The organism is Ancylobacter dichloromethanicus (assembly GCF_018390645.1).
Classification (GTDB): domain Bacteria; phylum Pseudomonadota; class Alphaproteobacteria; order Rhizobiales; family Xanthobacteraceae; genus Ancylobacter; species Ancylobacter dichloromethanicus.
This window is the reverse complement of the sequence record NZ_JAHBGC010000049.1, coordinates 86954-103486: the sequence shown is the minus strand read 5'-3', so window position 1 is coordinate 103486 and position 16533 is coordinate 86954. Positions and strand designations below refer to the sequence as shown.

Annotated in this window: 18 protein-coding genes; 14 read left to right on the top strand and 4 right to left on the bottom strand. The window is 66.3% G+C overall.

Annotation, left to right across the window (positions count from 1 at the left end):
• Positions 1-6 precede the first annotated feature (6 nt).
• The 3 genes from KHC23_RS20440 to KHC23_RS20430 are packed head-to-tail and all read right to left on the bottom strand — an operon-like array spanning position 7 to position 1084.
• Positions 7-261 carry a hypothetical protein gene (locus tag KHC23_RS20440; RefSeq protein ID WP_213375232.1) on the bottom strand — a complete coding sequence of 85 codons (255 nt, stop codon included), beginning with the start codon at positions 259-261 and terminating at the stop codon, positions 7-9.
• A 26-nt stretch (positions 262-287) separates the two neighbouring features.
• Positions 288-707, bottom strand: coding sequence for a type II toxin-antitoxin system MqsA family antitoxin (locus tag KHC23_RS20435; RefSeq protein ID WP_213375230.1), 420 nt, complete (start codon positions 705-707; stop codon positions 288-290).
• Between the two features lie 2 nt (positions 708-709).
• A complete protein-coding gene (locus KHC23_RS20430) occupies positions 710-1084 on the bottom strand; it encodes a type II toxin-antitoxin system MqsR family toxin (protein ID WP_246544810.1) in 375 nt (124 codons plus the stop codon).
• 213 nt (positions 1085-1297) lie between these two features.
• On the opposite strand from KHC23_RS20430, the gene KHC23_RS20425 reads away from it, so the two are divergent.
• On the top strand, positions 1298-2254 hold the full coding sequence (locus KHC23_RS20425) for an ArdC family protein (RefSeq protein ID WP_213375228.1): 957 nt from the start codon (positions 1298-1300) through the stop codon (positions 2252-2254).
• Positions 2254-3180, top strand: coding sequence for a hypothetical protein (locus KHC23_RS20420; protein WP_213375226.1), 927 nt, complete (start codon positions 2254-2256; stop codon positions 3178-3180). The genes KHC23_RS20425 and KHC23_RS20420 overlap by 1 nt, the downstream gene beginning before the upstream one ends.
• 21 nt (positions 3181-3201) lie before the next feature.
• On the opposite strand, the gene KHC23_RS20415 is transcribed toward KHC23_RS20420, so the two are convergent.
• Positions 3202-3513: a hypothetical protein gene (locus KHC23_RS20415; RefSeq protein ID WP_271188568.1), complete on the bottom strand. Its 312-nt coding sequence runs from the start codon at positions 3511-3513 to the stop codon at positions 3202-3204.
• A 436-nt stretch (positions 3514-3949) separates the two neighbouring features.
• Between KHC23_RS20415 and KHC23_RS20410 the strand changes: the two genes are divergently transcribed.
• The 12 genes from KHC23_RS20410 to KHC23_RS20355 all read left to right on the top strand — a co-directional run bounded on the left by KHC23_RS20410 (position 3950) and on the right by KHC23_RS20355 (position 16233).
• Entirely contained in the window at positions 3950-6076 is a 2127-nt protein-coding gene (locus tag KHC23_RS20410) for a ParB/RepB/Spo0J family partition protein (protein ID WP_213375224.1), read from the top strand.
• 107 nt (positions 6077-6183) lie between these two features.
• Positions 6184-6675 (top strand): hypothetical protein, encoded by a 492-nt coding sequence (locus KHC23_RS20405; protein WP_213375222.1) that lies wholly within the window; start codon positions 6184-6186, stop codon positions 6673-6675.
• Positions 6675-7049 carry a hypothetical protein gene (locus KHC23_RS20400; RefSeq protein WP_213375220.1) on the top strand — a complete coding sequence of 125 codons (375 nt, stop codon included), beginning with the start codon at positions 6675-6677 and terminating at the stop codon, positions 7047-7049. Before KHC23_RS20405 ends, KHC23_RS20400 begins: the two co-directional genes overlap by 1 nt.
• A gap of 553 nt (positions 7050-7602) precedes the next feature.
• Positions 7603-7896, top strand: coding sequence for a DUF6878 family protein (locus KHC23_RS24805; protein WP_343210783.1), 294 nt, complete (start codon positions 7603-7605; stop codon positions 7894-7896).
• A 10-nt stretch (positions 7897-7906) separates the two neighbouring features.
• Positions 7907-8284, top strand: a complete 378-nt coding sequence (locus KHC23_RS20390) for a DUF6915 family protein (RefSeq protein ID WP_213375361.1) — start codon at positions 7907-7909, stop codon at positions 8282-8284.
• 2 nt (positions 8285-8286) lie between these two features.
• The gene (locus KHC23_RS20385) at positions 8287-8481 is read left to right on the top strand and encodes a hypothetical protein (protein ID WP_213375218.1); all 195 of its coding nucleotides are present in this window, start codon (positions 8287-8289) and stop codon (positions 8479-8481) included.
• Positions 8482-8593: 112 nt separating this feature from the next.
• Complete coding sequence (locus KHC23_RS20380; RefSeq protein ID WP_213375216.1) at positions 8594-9340, top strand: hypothetical protein; 747 nt, start codon at positions 8594-8596, stop codon at positions 9338-9340.
• A gap of 72 nt (positions 9341-9412) precedes the next feature.
• Entirely contained in the window at positions 9413-9655 is a 243-nt protein-coding gene (locus KHC23_RS20375; RefSeq protein WP_213375214.1) for a DUF6117 family protein, read from the top strand.
• 150 nt (positions 9656-9805) lie between these two features.
• A complete protein-coding gene (locus tag KHC23_RS20370) occupies positions 9806-10105 on the top strand; it encodes a DUF4326 domain-containing protein (RefSeq protein ID WP_213375359.1) in 300 nt (99 codons plus the stop codon).
• A 280-nt stretch (positions 10106-10385) separates the two neighbouring features.
• Complete coding sequence (locus KHC23_RS20365; protein WP_213375212.1) at positions 10386-10583, top strand: hypothetical protein; 198 nt, start codon at positions 10386-10388, stop codon at positions 10581-10583.
• A 202-nt stretch (positions 10584-10785) separates the two neighbouring features.
• Positions 10786-15156, top strand: coding sequence for a strawberry notch-like NTP hydrolase domain-containing protein (locus KHC23_RS20360; protein WP_213375210.1), 4371 nt, complete (start codon positions 10786-10788; stop codon positions 15154-15156).
• Positions 15157-15171: 15 nt separating this feature from the next.
• Positions 15172-16233, top strand: coding sequence for a DUF7146 domain-containing protein (locus KHC23_RS20355; protein WP_213375208.1), 1062 nt, complete (start codon positions 15172-15174; stop codon positions 16231-16233).
• Positions 16234-16533: the final 300 nt, after the last annotated feature.

Below are 16533 nucleotides of genomic sequence, written 5' to 3'. Positions count from 1 at the left end.
CCGCGGTCAGGGAATCTCGCTATCCGGTGGCAGCTCCGCCAATCCCTTGATCGCCTCTTTCAGGCGATGGCTACGATACGCGCTGTCGGCAAACCAGAGCTCGATCTCGGCAGGGTCGAGCGTATCGGCATAAGCCGATGTCGGCACTGGACATCCGGACTCCCGGATGGCGCGTATGTTGTGCTGGTAGCGCCGGATCCGCTCCTCCATCGGCAGCTCGGGTCCATGCTTCAGCAATTTGTCCTTCGGCCAAGTCGGCATGGCAGAGCTCCAAACATCCACTCCAGTCAGCGCAACTCGTCGGCCATCTCCGGATGGCGATCGAGCAGCTTGATCAGCTGGCTGGTCGGGCCGCTCGGCTCGACCAGCCCGCGCTCGTATTTGTCGAAGGCGTTCTCGCCGACTTTGAGCAACGCGCCAGCGTCACGCTGGGAGAGGTTCAGCTTGGTGCGCACACGCCGGATCGTCGCCGGCGACGGCGTGCCGTCGACCTGTTCCTTCAGCGTCCGCAGCGCCACGTCAACCACCGCCATGTCCTTGCCGACATGGATGCCGTCGCCCTCGCCGGCCGGATAATAGCCGGGCAGCTCGACCATGAGGCTCACGCCCTTATAGGCCACCACGAACGGCCGCACGCTGCGCGTCAGGATCTCGCCGGTTTCCGGCGCCGTCATGGTGTCGGGAAGCACCGTCTCTTTCATCGCCATGGTCATTTCTCCTTGAACGACATGACCGTGAACTCGGTGATGACGTCCGCCTGGAACTTCACATAGAGCGTCAATCCCCGCGCCGGCACATGATAGACGTCCTGCCAGACGCGATGATCGGCGAACGTTGTCATCGACTTGAAGAACATGCGCCGCTCGATGCCGATAATCGTCTCGACGATGCCACCACGATCGAATCCGAGCGCCGTCGCATCCCGCAGCGCCGATGTCGTCATCGCCAAGCGGTCGACCGACCCCAGTGCCAGTTTGATGGCCTCGAGATCATAGGTCGGCCGCCGCTTCTCCATGGTCGAAATATGCCACCATAAAGGTGGCAGTTCAAGGGCGCGTCCGATGAGGGTCGGACCCCGCTCCATGCCGCCGGCTGCACCGTCTCCACGCAGCCCCGTCCCGGGTCTGCGCCTGCGGTAACGATCGGTCGCGCGGCAGAGGCCAAGCCGCGGATCGCCGGGAAAGGATGGGCGCGGGAGGCAGGCCCTCCAGGAGAGCGAGAGGGTGGCCGGTCCGGCCGTGACGGGTCGAGGGACCAGCGAGAGTGGCTCGCGGCCGGCCCGTCGCGGAGACCCGCCATGGACCATGCAGCCACCCGCCGGCGCCCTGCCCCGAACCGGGCGTCACTCTATCAGGACATCACCGATCGGATCATCGCCGAATTGGAGGCCGGCCGCGTGCCCTGGGTCCAGCCCTGGTCGGCCGCTGCCGCTCCGCTGGCGATGCCGCGAAACGCCACCACGGGGCGAAAATACTCCGGCATCAACATCCTCATTCTCTGGGACGCCGTCATCGAGCACGGCTTCAGCACCCAGAACTGGCTCACCTTCCGCCAGGCGCTCGGGCTCGGCGGCAGCGTGCGCAAGGGCGAGCATGGCACCACTGTCGTCTATGCCAGCCGCTTCACGCCGGGCGAGGACAATGCGCGCGACAGCCGGGACCGTGACGGGCGCGGCGGCATCCCCTTCCTGAAGCGCTTCACCGTCTTCAACGCCGACCAGTGCGACGGTCTCCCGGACACGCTGACGGCGCCGGTGCCGGCTGTTTCCGACGCCGTGGTGCCGCCGGCGATCGACGCCCTCATCAAGGCCAGCGCCGCCGATTTTCGTCTCGGCGGCGACCGGGCCTTCTACGACATCCGGCACGACTATGTGCAAGTGCCGCGGCCCGGCGCCTTCCACGTCCCGATCAATTTCGCCCGCACCGCCGCCCATGAGCTGTCGCATTGGACGGGAGCCAGGAAACGTCTCGGGCGCGACCAGAGCGGAGCGTTCGGCTCCAAGCCCTACTTCATCGAGGAATGCGTGGCCGAGCTCTCGGCCGCCTTCGTCTGTGCGTCGCTCGGCATCGTCCCGACCGTTCGGCATGCAGATTATCTCGGCGCGTGGCTAGACATCGTTCGCGAGGACAACCGCGCCATCGTCCGCGCCGCCAGCGCCGCCTCGAAAGCGGCGGATTATCTGCTGGCCTTCCTTCCCGAGGCCGCCGAACCCACCGACCGGGAAATGGTCGGCGACGAGCAGGAGGCGGCGTGATGCCCTGCCTTCTTCCCAAGAACGACTCGACCGAGCCGCTCCGTGTCCTCAGCCTCGGCGCCGGCGTCCAGTCGACCACTCTCGCGCTGATGGCGGCGCATGGCGAAATAGGCCCCCTCCCCCACTGCGCGATCTTTGCCGACACCGCCTGGGAGCCACGGGCGGTTTACGATCACCTCGCCTGGCTCATGTCCGGGACTGCCTTGCCGTTTCCGGTCCATGTGGTGACGGCCGGCAATCTCCGCGAGGATCTCCTGGACGGCGCCCGCGGCCTGCGATGGGCCTCGATCCCCGCTTTCACCCGCACCGTGACGCCCGCCGGCACTCCGATCGCCGTCTATGGCGAGGATGAGGATGGTGAAGACGTCCAGATCGGCGAGCGGGTCCTTGCGACCGATCTCGTCGACATCGGCATGATCCGCCGCCAATGCACCTCAGAGTACAAGATCGCGCCCATCCGCAGGAAGGTGCGCGAGCTCGCCGGTCTCGCCGGCCGGCCCTCGCCGGACCATCCCGTCGTCGAACAATGGATCGGCATCTCGCTGGACGAAGTGATCCGGATGAAGCCAAGCCGGGAAGCGTGGCAGGTCAACCGCTGGCCCCTCATCGAGCGGCGGATGACTCGCTGGGACTGCCTGCGCTGGCTCGATCGGCACGGATATCCGACGCCGCCGAAAAGCAGCTGCATCGGATGTCCGTTCCACAGCAATGCGATGTGGCGCGCACTTCGCGATCACGACAGGGAGGGCTGGCGCGACGCGGTTGCCGTCGACCGTGCGATCCGCACCGGCATGCGGGGCATGCGCGCCGAGCTCTACCTCCATCGCTCGGCCGTTCCGCTCGAGCAGGCGGACCTGTCGAACGACGCCGATCGCGGCCAGCGTGATCTCTTCGGCAATGAATGCGAGGGCCTGTGTGGCGTCTGATCCGGTGCTATCGGCGCCAGGTCAGCGCGGTGAAGCGGAGCTCTTGCAACACGACGGATCCTCGGCCGGCAACGCAACGTCGTGGCCGGTAGGAACGAATCCAAGCTTGTCGCAAAGATCGCGGAAGGCAATCCGATGTGCTTCCTTCTCGGCCTCGGCGGCGTCACAGGCTTCCGCGCGCTCGTTTTCGGAAAGGTCTGAAGGGCCGCAGAGTGCGCAGTTCATCCTGTGGAGCGTGCGCTCCCAGGCGACCAGTGCATCAAGATAGGCGCGGTGCGCGGCGACGGCGCGCTCCTCCAGGGAACCCGGCTCGGGTGCGACGGCTTTTGCCACGCCTCGGTCTCCCACTCCCAGGGCATGTGTCTGCGGTCCGCCCCCGCAAACATGCCCTCGACCACCCATGATCGGGGAGTTGGAAAACCGAGAGTACCCGGTCCCTACGACCTTTAGCACCCGGGGGCGCCTGGACATACGTCGCAGGCTCCCCGACCGCATGGTCAAGGAATCCGGCGCCGTAACGGCCGGCGCCAAACCGGTACTCTTGGGGTTTCCACGCCCCAGGGCGGCGCGTACCGCCCCGCAGTCTTCATACCGAGTCGGGGCGCTCGGTTCCAGATCGTTGTTCGGCCGTCAACATTTCCGTCGCGGGCGCCGGCCGGGCTGCGGCCGTTCGTGCCCGAGCCGAGAGCGAGAGAGGGGCCGGGTCACTTCGTGACGGATCAGGAGGCGGGGAGAGAGGCTCCCGGCCGGTCCGCCACGGAGAACGAACATGGCACCTGCCATCCAGAAGATCGTCCTGAACGGCGCCCGGGACATCGCCTTCAACAAGCTGATCCTGTCCCAGGCGAATGTTCGCCGGATCAAGGCCGGCGTGAGCGTCGAGGAACTGGCGGAGGATATCGCCCGCCGCAAGCTGTTGCAGAGCCTGAATGTCCGCCCCGTGCTCGACGAGGAGGGAACCGAGACCGGCATGTACGAGGTTCCCGCCGGCGGCCGCCGCTATCGTGCCCTCGAACTCCTCGTGAAGCAGAAGCGCCTCGCCAAGACTGCGTTGGTGCCCTGCGTCGTCGGGGACGCCTCGTCCGGCACCTCGGCGGAGGAGGATTCGCTTGCCGAGAACGTCCAGCGCCAGGCGCTCCACCCGCTCGACCAGTTCCGCAGCTTCAAGGCCCTGATCGACAAGGGCCTTAGCGAGGAGGAGATCGCCGCACGCTTCTTCGTGCCGGTCAATGTCGTCAAGCAGCGGCTGCGGCTCACCACCGTCTCGGAAAAGCTGCTCGAGGTCTATGCGGCCGAGGATATGACGCTGGAGCAGCTCACCGCGTTCAGCGTCTCCTCGGACCATGCCCGCCAGGAGCAGGTCTGGGACAGCCTGTCCCGTTCCTACAACAAGGAGGCCTATTACATCCGCAGGCTTCTCACCGAGAGCGCGGTGCGCGTCAGCGATCGTCGCGCCCAGTTCGTCGGCGTCGACGCATATGAAGCCGCCGGCGGCGTGGTGATGCGTGACCTCTTCACCGACGATCATGGCGGCTGGCTGCAGGATCCGGCGCTTCTCGACCGGCTGGTCGACGACAAGCTCAAGGTGGAGGCGCAGGCCATCGCGAGCGAGGGTTGGAAATGGATCTCGGCGGCACTCGACTTCAAGTACGGCTACGCAAACGGCCTGCGCCGTCTGGTTGGCGAACCGATCGACATGTCGACGGAGGAGCTTGCGGGCTACGAGGCGCTCAAGGCCGAGTTCGATGCGCTGAACGAGCAGTATGACAGCGCCGACGAGCTTCCCGACGAGGTCGACGAGCGCTTCGGCGAGTTGGAGACGGCGATCGCCGCCTTTGAGCTTCGCCCGCTTCGCTACGATACGGCCGAGATCGCGCGCGCCGGCGTGTTCGTCAGCATCGATGAGGATGGTGCGCTCGAGATCGAGCGTGGCTTCGTCAGGCCGGAAGACGAGGCCGCCCCTGATGCAGACGCCGGCACCGCGACCGGGGGCGACGACCCGGGTGCGGGCGCTCGCGCACCTGTCCCGCAGGCGGCGATCACCGTCGGCGGAGCACCCACGGGCGACAGCGACGGCGTGGAGGTGGAACCGGAAGAGGAGGATGCCCTCCGTCCGCTTTCCGAGCGTCTGATCATTGAGCTGACGGCGCATCGCACGCTGGCCCTGCGCGCGGCGGTCGGGGCGAATTTCGACACGGCCTTCCTCGCGGTGCTGCACGTGCTCGTGCTGAACGCCTACTACCGCTATGCGTCGGACACCTGCGTCGAGATCACCGCCAAGAGCACCGGCTTCACGGCTCAGGCACCGGGCCTGAAGGACACGCCGTCCGCCAAGGCGATCGGCGAGCGGCACGAAGAATGGCAGAAGCACCTGCCGGAGAAGTCGGCAGACCTGTGGAATGCCCTGGTCGCTTTCGACGGCGACAGCCGCCAGGCGCTCTTCGCGTACTGCGCGTCGCTCTCGGTGAACGCCGTGCATGAGCCCTGGAACCGCAACAAGGACCGGCAGGCTCACGCCGATCATTTGGCGCGCGCCGTGACGCTGGACATGGCGGCAGTCGGCTGGGTTCCCACCGTCGAGAACTATCTCGGCCGCGTGCCCAAGGTCCGGATCCTCGAGGCGGTTCGCGAGGCGAAGGGCGAGCAGTCCGCCCAGCTCATCGACCACCTGAAGAAGGCCGACATGGCGGCGGAAGCCCAGCGCCTGCTCGCCGATTCCAGCTGGCTTCCCGAGCCGCTGCGCACGCGCGAGATGTCCGACGAGGAACTCGACGCATCGGCCGGCGACGCGGGCGACGAGGACCTGCCTGAATTCCTCGCCGGCGACATCGATGCCGACGAAGGCGCGGATGGCGATCCCGACGGCGAGCTCGAACACCTCGACGCGGCCGAGTGATCCGCTGACACGCCGGGGCGGCATCGGTCGCCCCGGCACTTTCTCACCCATCATCCCGCAGACGAGCCCGGCCCCGCGCCGGGCTTCGTCGTTTCTGGAGCCTCAGCATGTCCGCGAAAGCGATCTACGACACCGCCCCGCTTGGCGCCATCATCCGGTTCTCCGACGGCCGCCCGCGGCCACCCGCGCGTTTCACCAGGAAGCTCGCAGCGTGGGAGCGGTCAAACGGCATCGGCCGGCTCATCCGCAAATCGCCGCCCTTCGTCACCGGCCGGCTTGCCAGTCCCGCCACCATTACCTTGCATGAGGGCGACATCAGCAGCGCCAATGTCGTGCTCGTCATCGTCCACCGTACCTATGGTGTCGACAGCGCCTTGCAGTTCGAGGTGATCGACGTTCCCAAGCCCGATAGCTGGCGCATCGTGCGGCCCTATGGCGAAGCCGTCGAGCTTCTCCATCTCGCCAATGACCGCGCCGCGGCCGACGCCTGGCTCAGGCAGAACCGCCACCCCGAGGCCCGCATCGAGCGGGTCGACGACCTCGGCGATGCATCCGCCGACGCCGACGCATCGGGGTCTCCGGCGCGGGAGGCCGTGTGATGGACTGGTACGCCGACTGCTCCTATCACGCTGAACGTAAGCGCCGGTTCCACGCGACGGCCCGAGCGCGCCTGCGCCAGCTCGTCGCTGAATTGCGGCTTCCTGCCGGCCGCTTCGATCTCCGCTCGAACCAGGGCGGCATCGCCGTCTCGGGCGAAATCACTCTCCATGGCGAGCAGATCTATGTGCAGGTCTGCCAGCCGGCGACCCGCGCCGACACCGGCATCCTCATTCGAACCTGTCGCGATCGCCGTGACTATACCGGCGGCGCCAATCACTTCGCGCCGCTGTCCCTGCTCGACGACATACCCGCCCTCGCCGCGCAGGTTCGCGCCGTGATGGCGACCAGACCGGGCGCATCGCGCGCCGCCTGATGTCCCATCCCCATCAACCTGGCAGCCCGGCAGCGATGCCGGGCTGCTTTCGTTTCAAGAGCACGACGATGCCCGCCTTCACCATCGAGACCACCTACCACCTGCCGGTTTTCCGGCATCAGACTTACGAGGCCGAGACGCTCGCACAGGCGTGCCGTCTGGCCATCGAGGACGACGACTGGTCGCGCGAGCAGCGCGACTATGAGAGCGCCGGAGAGACCTATGTGTCCGGCATCTGGCCCGGCGTCGACGCCGCCTATTATGGCGTCGCGTTGCCGGTGCCGAGCCACTTCGGCGAGGGCGTCACTCGCAAGGCCGATCATTTCGAGATCCTGCTCGGGCTGCTGAAACTGCTCGCCCAGGACCGCGATCTCGATGGGCAGGAAAGATCCTACTGGATTCCGCGCGCCCATGCGGCGATCGCCAAGGGCGAAGCGATCCTTGCCGGCGCCCGCGACCCCGATATCGGCGACATCCCGCCGACCGGTTTCGTCGTCGCCCGCGTGATCAACAGCTTCGGCGAACAGGACTACCTGTGCGGCTGGGACCCCGAATGGGGAACACGCGCTTCCCTGTCGATTGCACGGGCGTTTCGCTTTCTCGAGCGCAAGGACGCCGCCGCCGCTTGCGAACGTGCTCGCCTGAGCCGGAAGCCAGGACGCAGTTGCTGTCGCTGCGGGCCGCCATCGAGGAACTCGCCTACGACTTCCTCGGCCAGACCCATGGCGGATGGCCGGACGGCGACGGCGCCTATGGCGATTTCACATTCGACGTCGAACAGCGGTCGATCAGCCTCGACTACAACGAGCGCTACAGCGCCACCGAAAACTACGTCCACGAGTTCTGAGGAGGCGACGATGGCACATCCCTATCACCACGCCCTGTCCTCGGTGAAGAAATGGGGCGGAACGGTCGAGGACTATCTCGCAATTCATAGCTGGTTCGATGCATCGAAGCAGATCACCGCGGACTTTCGCCACCGCGCCTTGCGGCACCACGCCGAGGGCATCTTCATGGCGGAGACCATTTTCGGCACCACGATCACGCTCTCGACCGGCCGTGTGATCCCGACCCGCTGGGTCGGCGAACAGCACGTTCAGGAGGATCTCGGCTTCATCCCGTCCTTCGCCGATTGGGTTCGGACCATCCGCCCGGAGCCCTGGATGGGGCGCGCGCAGCGCCTTGAACTCCAGGTCGATCCCGCCCTAGCGGCAGCGAGCACGGAGGCGGCCTGATCATGTACGGCACGTATCTTCGGCTCGACATCACCGTTCATGCGAGCTGGCAAGCCGTCGTCCGCGCCGCGTCTCGCAAGCTCGCGCGACAAGCCCGGCACGATCCCGCCAAGCGTGCCCAGCGCAAGCAGTTCTATCGCGTGATGCTCGAACATCACCGCAACGCTCAGGAGCTCGTCCGCACATTCCGCCTGTGACGCGCTCGTCGTCCACCATCGCGATCCGTCGCATCCGCCGATGCGAACACGTCGTCCGTCCTTTCCGCTTCCCGGCCCTCGCGCCGGGCTTTTCATTTCAGGAGCAGACCTAATGGCTGACTATCACTCTCCCACGGTGATCCAACCGACCATCCCCAGTGCCGACATGACGGCGCTCGAGCGCTTGATCCTCGGCCACATCTTCGACACCGAGGCGGACGGAGACGGTCTGTACCTCTTCGCCGAGATCGGTCCGAGCGACAGCTTCGAGCTCCCGGTTCCAGACCTTCGGCGTGCGATCGCCGCCTCGGCCGACACCGAGAGTACCGTGAACGCCTATATCTCTGAAAGGATCGCGGCGCCCACCGATGACGACACCCATGTCGAGATCGACCTCAGCGGGATGTCGTGGGAATTCATCCTGCAGGACATCGTCCGGCGCTCGCCGACGCTCGACCATGTCACCGCCATCTCCGCCTTCACCTGCACCCGGATGCGTCCGGACGGTTTCGGTGGCATGGCCGTCGTCATCACGGCTGACGCCATCCGTGGCAAATCCACCAACGACATCGTCGAGGACTTCCTTGGAGACGATGCGCATGATGCCCTCTATGCCGGCACGCATGTTCTTCTTCGTGTCCGCGAGCACGCGGTCAAGGAGCAGATTGCCGAGGCGATCGGGGCCGACCCCGATCTCACCTCGATCAACCCGGACGCGGTGACCGAGAGCGACATTCGCTCCGCCTGTCTCGATGTCGTCGCTTGCAGCGATCTGTCGGAAGAACAAGGCGCCGCCGAGTTTCGCGCGGCGGTCGCGGCCATTCGTGCCGCCGAGCGGCGCGATCAGGCGCCCGGTTGACCTCCCCTTCCCTGCTCACGCCTCCGTTTGCGCCCGGCCACTGTGCCGGGCTTTTGATTCAGGAGACCTGCCATGGCTATACCCGACCATGCACGCGCGAACTTCCAGACGCTCCTGCGGGCCGCCCGCGACGGAAACCTCGCTTTGCTGGAATGTGCTGACGCGGTGACCAGTGCGCCGCGATACGTGATCTGTGCCGTCGGTCGCGACGGCGCCGACTTCACGATGACCCCCTTTGGTCATCTCGCCGATGCGGACCCCTACGACGCCTATCTGCCGCCTCTCGAACCGCCGGCGACGTCGCCGTCGACCTGACGCGCCCGCAACAGGTCCTGTCTGGACGCCGCACTTTGCGGGTCAACGGACACGCCGTTTCCGCCCCGACCATGAGGTCGAGCGTGACTTGCAAAGCCTGGCTGCGTCCCGCCGACATGCCGTTGCAGCGCGGATCAGGAGGTGACGGCGATGTGCAAGGTTCTCAACAAGCACAAGGTCGGCGTCCCGCACGGCGCCATCTATATCGGCCGCGGGACAAAGTGGGGCAATCCATTCAGGATTGGTCCCGATGGCGATCGTGCGACCGTCATCGCGAAACATGAGCGCTGGCTGCATGACCAGCATCATCTTCTTCGAGCTCTCGACGAGCTTCGCGGTCACGATCTCGTCTGCTTCTGCGCGCCGGCAGCGTGCCACGGCGACCTCCTGCTGCGGCTCGCCAGCGCGACGCGCGAGGAGCGCATCGCCTGGTGGTGCCAGGCGGCCTAGCGCCGCCGATTCATCACGTACCCATGGAGGCGTCCCCGCTGTTCCGGCGCGATCCGGCATAGTTCCGGTTCCGGCATACCGTCTGTCCTGGCGGTCATCTTGCCCATGCCCCGCGTATGAGCCGTGGCCATCCCTTCCATTGCCACCTTGGTAGCGGTCTCGCCGGCTGTGTCGGTCAACCCGCGAGGGGTTCCCCTCGTCTACTCGGTGACCGCGCCGTCCAGCCCTCTCCTATGGCGTCATCGGGAATGACCCCGACCAATTTCAGAAAGACTGGATCATGAGCAGGACGACCATACTGACGCCGCCGTACCATCCCGACGATATCGCAGTGTGGCCGGATGGGGCGTGGGCGACGCTCGGAGAGGTGTGGCGCGGCGAGTTCAGCCACCGATCCGACGACTTCGAAATTGTCCGTCTCGAAGATGTCGCGAGGCTGAAAGAGCTCGGCCTGGCTGATGACTTCGATGTTTCCTGAGCCGCTGAACACTGGCCGCCGCCCATTGCGGCGGCCAAGCATCCATCAGCGCTGACGCCGAGAAGCCGCAGCCGGGAGTGGACAGAGCCATGGTCCGCGCTCAGCCCAAGAGTGAGAGGGAGGCCGGAAAGGGGCGATCCGGCCGGGACTGAGAGAGAGCGACCGGCGGATTGCCCATCCCAGCTCTCCCGGATCGCCCCCCATGAATGGCCTTCACACCTCCACGGCAGCGTGTGCCGCGGCGCCTTCCGCTCTCGCGTCTCCCGCCCCGTCGAACGCAGCCCAACTCCTTGCGGCTGCCGAGCTGCTTCTGCCAGACCTCGCCCGCGGGCGCCGCATCACCAGTCCCATCCTTCGCAGCGCGATGGAAACCGCCACCGGCGGCTCGGATTCCGACGGCGGCTGGCTCTGGCGCGACGCCTATGAGGCCTGCGAGGCCGCGCAGGTTCTGTTCCTGCGCAAATATGGCCCGTCCATGCGCCGGCAGGCGGCGAAACCGACGGCCCTTCTTGCGATGCTGTCGCGCATCGCGGCGTTGCTGCCGACCCAGACCCGTCGCTCGGAGGAAAGCCAGAACTTTCAGCAGTTCTCGACGCCGATCGACCTTGGCATGGTGGCTGCCGTCGCTGCCGGCGTCACCGACGGCGATATCGTCCTCGAACCCTCGGCCGGCACCGGGCTTCTCGCCATTCTTGTCGAGCAGCCAGGCGTCAGCATGGCGCTCAACGAGCTTGCTGAGACGCGGGCGGATCTGCTCGCAAAGCTCTTTCCATCGGTCGCTGTCACACGCCACGATGCGGCGCAGATCGATGATCGTCTCGATGAGGGTTGCAGTCCCACCGTCGTCCTGATGAACCCGCCCTTCTCCGTCGCCGCCCATGTCGACGGCAAGGTGCGCGATGCGGCATTCCAGCATCTCTCGTCGGCCTTCGCGAGGCTACAGGACGGCGGCAGGCTGGTCGCGATCACCGGAGCGAGTATGGCGCCGGACGCGGCCCGGTGGCGCGACGGTTTCATCCGCCTCCAGGAACGCGGGCGTGTCGTGTTCTCCGCAGCCATTGACGGCCGCGTCTACGCGCCTCACGGCACGACGATCGAGACCCGACTGACGGTCATAGACAAGGTGCCAGCCGAGGATGCGAGCGCGTTGCCGGCCTCGCCCGGCACCGCGTCCGACGTCGGCATGCTGCTGGACTGGATCGCCGAACAGCTGCCGAAGCGCGCGTCCATTGGGATGGCGGCGGCTCGCCCATCCTCCTCGTCCATCGTCAGGCCATCGCGCCAGATCCCATCGGCCGGGTCGCGTCCTCTTCGGTCGACCATGCTGCCGGCGCCTGCCGAGCCGCCCGTCGAGCTCGCATACGAGACTGTGGATTGGGCGCCGACCGAGCGCGGCAACCTCTCGGACGCGATCTATGAGGGCTACGCGCTGCAATCGATCCGGATTCCGGACGCGATGCCGCATCCGACCCTTCTGGTGCAATCGGCGGCAATGGCCTCGGTCGCGCCGCCCAAGCCGGCCTATCGGCCGCGGGTCCCGGCGAAAGTCGTCACGGATGGCCTGCTCTCCGACGCGCAATTGGAAAGCGTGATCTACGCCGGCGAGGCCCATGCGGATCATCTCGCAGGGTCCTGGACGGTTAATGCGACGTATGACGTGGTCGCGGCGGCGCCAGAAGATGCCGAGAACGCGGTTCGTTTCAGGCGCGGCTGGTTCCTCGGCGACGGCACCGGCGCCGGAAAGGGCCGCCAGGTCGCCGGCATCCTGCTCGACAACTGGATGCGCGGCCGCCGGCGCGCCGTGTGGGTCTCCAAATCCGACAAGCTGCTCGAAGATGCCCAGCGTGATTGGTCGGCCCTCGGCCAGGAACGTCTACTGGTCACACCGCTGTCGCGGTTTCGCCAGGGAACGGCGATCCGTCTCGACGAAGGCATCCTGTTCACGACCTATGCGACGATCCGATCGCAGGAGCGCGAAGGGAAGGTCAGCCGCGTCCAGCAGATCGTCGACTGGCTCGGCAAGGACTTCGATGGCGTGATCGTGTTCGACGAGGCCCACGCCATGGCCAACGCCGCCGGCGGCAAGACCGAGCGTGGTGACCAGGCGGCCTCGCAGCAGGGCAAGGCCGGACTGCTGCTGCAGCATGCGCTGCCGAACGCCCGCATCCTCTACGTCTCGGCGACGGGCGCGACGACCGTGGAGAACCTCGCTTACGCCCAGCGCCTCGGCCTGTGGGGCGGCACCGACTTCCCCTTCGCCAATCGAGCAGAATTCGTCAGCGCCATCGACGATGGTGGCGTCGCCGCAATGGAGGTGCTGGCGCGCGACCTCAAGGCGCTCGGGCTCTACGCGGCGCGCTCGCTCTCCTATGAGGGTGTCGAATATGAGCTCGTCGAGCATCAACTCACCGTCGATCAGATCCGCATCTACGATGCTTATGCCGGCGCATTCCAGATCATCCACAACAATTTGCGCGCGGCGTTGGAAGCCTCGAACATCCGATCGACGAAGGGCACGCTCAACGGCCAGGCGATGTCGGCGGCCCTGTCGGCGTTCGAAAGCTCGAAGCAGCGTTTCTTTAGCCACCTCATTACCGCGATGAAAACCCCGAGCCTGGTCGCTGCCGTCGATCAGGATCTCGCCGCTGGCCACGCGGCGGTTATTCAGATCGTGTCGACCGGCGAGGCGCTGCTCGAGCGACGCCTCGCGGAGATCCCGACCGAGGACTGGAGCGATATCCAGGTCGATGTGACGCCAAGGGAATATGTGCTGGATTATCTCCAGCATTCCTTTCCGACGCAGCTTTTTCAGCCTTTCACGGACAGCGAGGGCAATCTGTCGTCGCGGCCAGTCTTCGAGGACGGCCATCCGGTCCAATGCCGCGAGGCCGTGGCGCGCCGCGACAGGATGATCGAGAATCTCGCGGCGCTCGATCCTGTCCAGAGCGCCCTTGATCAGATCATCCAGCGCTTCGGGACGGATTCTGTCGCAGAGGTCACCGGCCGGTCCCGCCGTATTGTGCGCAAGGCCGGCAAGGATGGCCTCGATCGCCTCGCCGTCGAGAATCGCCCGGGCTCCGCAAACCTCGCCGAGACGCAGGCGTTCATGGACGACGACAAGCGCATCCTCGTCTTCTCTGATGCGGGCGGCACCGGCCGCAGCTACCACGCCGAACTCTCGGCGCGGAACCGGCGCCTGCGCGTCCACTATCTCCTTGAGGCCGGGTGGAAGGCGGACACAGCCATTCAAGGTCTCGGGCGAACGAACCGCACCAATCAGGCGCAGCCACCCCTCTTCCGTCCGGTCGCAACCAACGTAAAGGCGGAAAAGCGCTTTCTGTCGACGATCGCGCGCCGGCTCGACACGCTCGGCGCCATCACCAAGGGCCAGCGCCAGACCGGCGGCCAGGGCCTGTTCCGCGCCGATGACAATCTCGAATCGGCATACGCGAAAGCGGCACTGCGGCAATTCTATCTGCGCCTCTTCACCGGCAAGATCGACGGGTGCTCGCTGCAGCAGTTCGAGAGCGCCACGGGCCTTTCGCTGACCGATAGTGATGGATCGATCCGGGAGGAGTTGCCGGCAATCACAACGTTCCTGAACCGCCTGCTCGCCTTGACCATCGACATGCAGAACCTGCTCTTCGATGTCTTCGAGACCATCCTGGTGGCGAAGATCGAGGGGGCCATTGCCTCGGGTCACTACGACGCCGGCGTCGAGACCGTGCGAGCCGACAGCATGGTCGTCGCCAAGCGCCGCACCGTCTACGTCCATGGCGCCTCCGGCGCCGAAACCCGCGTCTTCACGATCGCGCGGAAGGATCGCAACGAGCCGATGTCGCTCGACGAGGCGTTGCAGCGCGCTTCCGAGCGTGATGCGAAGCTGCTGATCAACGCCAAGTCGAACCGCGCCGCCGTCCAGGTTCCCGCTGCGAGCCTGATGCTCGACGACGGCGAGGTGGAGCGCCGCGTTCGCCTGCTGCGGCCGACGGAGCGACATGCGATTGGCCTCGACGCCCTGTCGCAGACGCATTGGGAGGATGCGGATCGCGAGAGCTTCGTTGCGGCCTGGTCTGCCGAGATCGCGGACCTGCCGGAGTTCACGACGTCGACGTTTCATGTGGTCACTGGCCTTCTGCTCCCGATCTGGAAGCGGATCCCCGACGAGACCTGCAAGGTCTACCGCCTGCAGACCGATGACGGCGAGCGCGTCATCGGCCGGCTGATCTCCCCGGCGGCACTCTCGACGCTCTATCGCAATCTCGGCCAGGACGGCGCACCGACGCTCACCACAGGGGAAGCATGGGAGGCGGTCTCGGCCGGCCGCGCGGTCCTGCAACTTGCCGACGGGCTCCAGCTTCGCCGGGTGCGCGTGATGAATGATCATCGCATCGAACTCACCGGGTTCACCGAGGGCATGCGGGACCGGCTCCGCGCGATGGGCCTTTTCAGCGAGATCATCGCCTGGAAGCTGCGCTTTTTCGTCCCGGTCGGCGTGTCGGGCTTCCATGTCGTTGGCCGGCTGCTGGATCGCCACCCGCTCACGACGGTCATCGACCGCGCGGCCGCTTGATCGGAGGCCGTCAAGATGTCCTCCGCCAACTCGGCCTCCGAGCTGGCACGCCGCCTCGCGCATCACGCCGAAGCAGTGTGCCGGCATTATCTCCGTGCCGGTCACAAGGAAGGTCGCTACTGGCTTGTCGGCGACACGCTCGGCACGCCGGGGCGATCCCTCTATGTCAGGCTCAGCGGCCCCGACTACGGCAAGGGTGCTGCCGGCAAGTGGACCGATGGCGCAACCGGTGAGCATGGCGACCTGCTGGATCTGATCGCACTCAACCGTGGCCTCACCGACATCCGTGACGCCAAGGATGAAGCGCGGGCTTTCCTCAGCCTGTCCCTGCCGGAGCTCCCTCCCCTTCCCGGATCACGATCTTCGTCGAAGCCGCGCAATACGTCAGAGGCGGCACGGCGTCTGTTCGCCATGGCGCGCCCGATCGCCGGCACGTGGGCCGACATGTACCTTCTGCACCGTGGCATCGCCTCAGCGATCGTCGATGATCGGGCCGTTCGTTTCCATCCCCACTGCTACTATCGCGACCATGATGATGCACCGACACGCACGTTTCCCGCGCTGATCGCAGCCGTCACCGACGATCACGGACGCATCACCGGCGTGCATCGCTCTTGGCTTCATCCCCACGACATTGGCGAAAAAGCGCCAGTGACATCACCTCGGCGGGCGATGGGGGACCTGCTCGGCAACGGCGTTCGCTTCGGCATGCGCTCCGACGAATCCACTCCGGTGATGGCGGCCGGCGAAGGCGTCGAGACCATGATGTCGCTGCGCATGGTCATGCCCAGGATGCCGATGATCGCTGGACTGTCGGCCAACCACCTTGCCGCGATCCAGCTCCCGCCTTCGCTGGGACGTCTCTACGTCGCCGTCGATGCTGATCCCGCAGGACGCAGCGGGATGGAGCGGTTGAGCCGGCGTGCGCGGCAGCTCGGAATCGAGGTTCTGACCCTGTCGCCAAGGCTGGGCGATTTCAACGAAGACCTTCGACGGCTCGGCAGCCCCAGCCTCACTGCGGATCTGGGGTCTCAACTCGTCCCGCAGGACGGAGCGCGGTTCCTGCTCGCGGCGTGACGGGATGCGCCGGGAGGGGAAGAGGTGCTCGGCATCGGGGAGCCGGCTGTGCTGATCGCAGGCGAGTGTCCCTTGGCGTGAGAGGGCCGCATCCATGGCCTTCTAGAGGGCGAGTGGGCGTCAGAGCGGCCGGGCCGGCAAGTGCGGTCGGCAACTGTTTTCCGCCGGCAGGCAAAAGCCTGCCTTTGCATCGCGAACCAAAACAGCCGCCGCCCTGCCCTCCTCCGCGATGCTCCGGCCGCCGCGCTGCGCTTGGCGGTGCAAGCCCGGCCCCTCCGCCGCCTGATCGCCGCGAAGGCC

What these genes read in the sequence shown, in the direction of transcription:
- KHC23_RS20365 (WP_213375212.1), top strand. Translation starts at nt 10,386, where the DNA reads ATGAGCAGGACGACCATACTGACGCCGCCGTACCATCCCGACGATATC.
- KHC23_RS20390 (WP_213375361.1), top strand. Translation starts at nt 7,907, where the DNA reads ATGGCACATCCCTATCACCACGCCCTGTCCTCGGTGAAGAAATGGGGC.
- KHC23_RS20360 (WP_213375210.1), top strand. Translation starts at nt 10,786, where the DNA reads ATGAATGGCCTTCACACCTCCACGGCAGCGTGTGCCGCGGCGCCTTCC.
- KHC23_RS20380 (WP_213375216.1), top strand. Translation starts at nt 8,594, where the DNA reads ATGGCTGACTATCACTCTCCCACGGTGATCCAACCGACCATCCCCAGT.
- KHC23_RS20430 (WP_246544810.1), bottom strand. Translation starts at nt 1,084, where the DNA reads ATGGAGCGGGGTCCGACCCTCATCGGACGCGCCCTTGAACTGCCACCT.
- KHC23_RS24805 (WP_343210783.1), top strand. Translation starts at nt 7,603, where the DNA reads ATGGGGAACACGCGCTTCCCTGTCGATTGCACGGGCGTTTCGCTTTCT.
- KHC23_RS20410 (WP_213375224.1), top strand. Translation starts at nt 3,950, where the DNA reads ATGGCACCTGCCATCCAGAAGATCGTCCTGAACGGCGCCCGGGACATC.
- KHC23_RS20405 (WP_213375222.1), top strand. Translation starts at nt 6,184, where the DNA reads ATGTCCGCGAAAGCGATCTACGACACCGCCCCGCTTGGCGCCATCATC.
- KHC23_RS20370 (WP_213375359.1), top strand. Translation starts at nt 9,806, where the DNA reads ATGTGCAAGGTTCTCAACAAGCACAAGGTCGGCGTCCCGCACGGCGCC.
- KHC23_RS20355 (WP_213375208.1), top strand. Translation starts at nt 15,172, where the DNA reads ATGTCCTCCGCCAACTCGGCCTCCGAGCTGGCACGCCGCCTCGCGCAT.
- KHC23_RS20425 (WP_213375228.1), top strand. Translation starts at nt 1,298, where the DNA reads ATGGACCATGCAGCCACCCGCCGGCGCCCTGCCCCGAACCGGGCGTCA.
- KHC23_RS20420 (WP_213375226.1), top strand. Translation starts at nt 2,254, where the DNA reads ATGCCCTGCCTTCTTCCCAAGAACGACTCGACCGAGCCGCTCCGTGTC.
- KHC23_RS20435 (WP_213375230.1), bottom strand. Translation starts at nt 707, where the DNA reads ATGGCGATGAAAGAGACGGTGCTTCCCGACACCATGACGGCGCCGGAA.
- KHC23_RS20385 (WP_213375218.1), top strand. Translation starts at nt 8,287, where the DNA reads ATGTACGGCACGTATCTTCGGCTCGACATCACCGTTCATGCGAGCTGG.
- KHC23_RS20375 (WP_213375214.1), top strand. Translation starts at nt 9,413, where the DNA reads ATGGCTATACCCGACCATGCACGCGCGAACTTCCAGACGCTCCTGCGG.
- KHC23_RS20440 (WP_213375232.1), bottom strand. Translation starts at nt 261, where the DNA reads ATGCCGACTTGGCCGAAGGACAAATTGCTGAAGCATGGACCCGAGCTG.
- KHC23_RS20400 (WP_213375220.1), top strand. Translation starts at nt 6,675, where the DNA reads ATGGACTGGTACGCCGACTGCTCCTATCACGCTGAACGTAAGCGCCGG.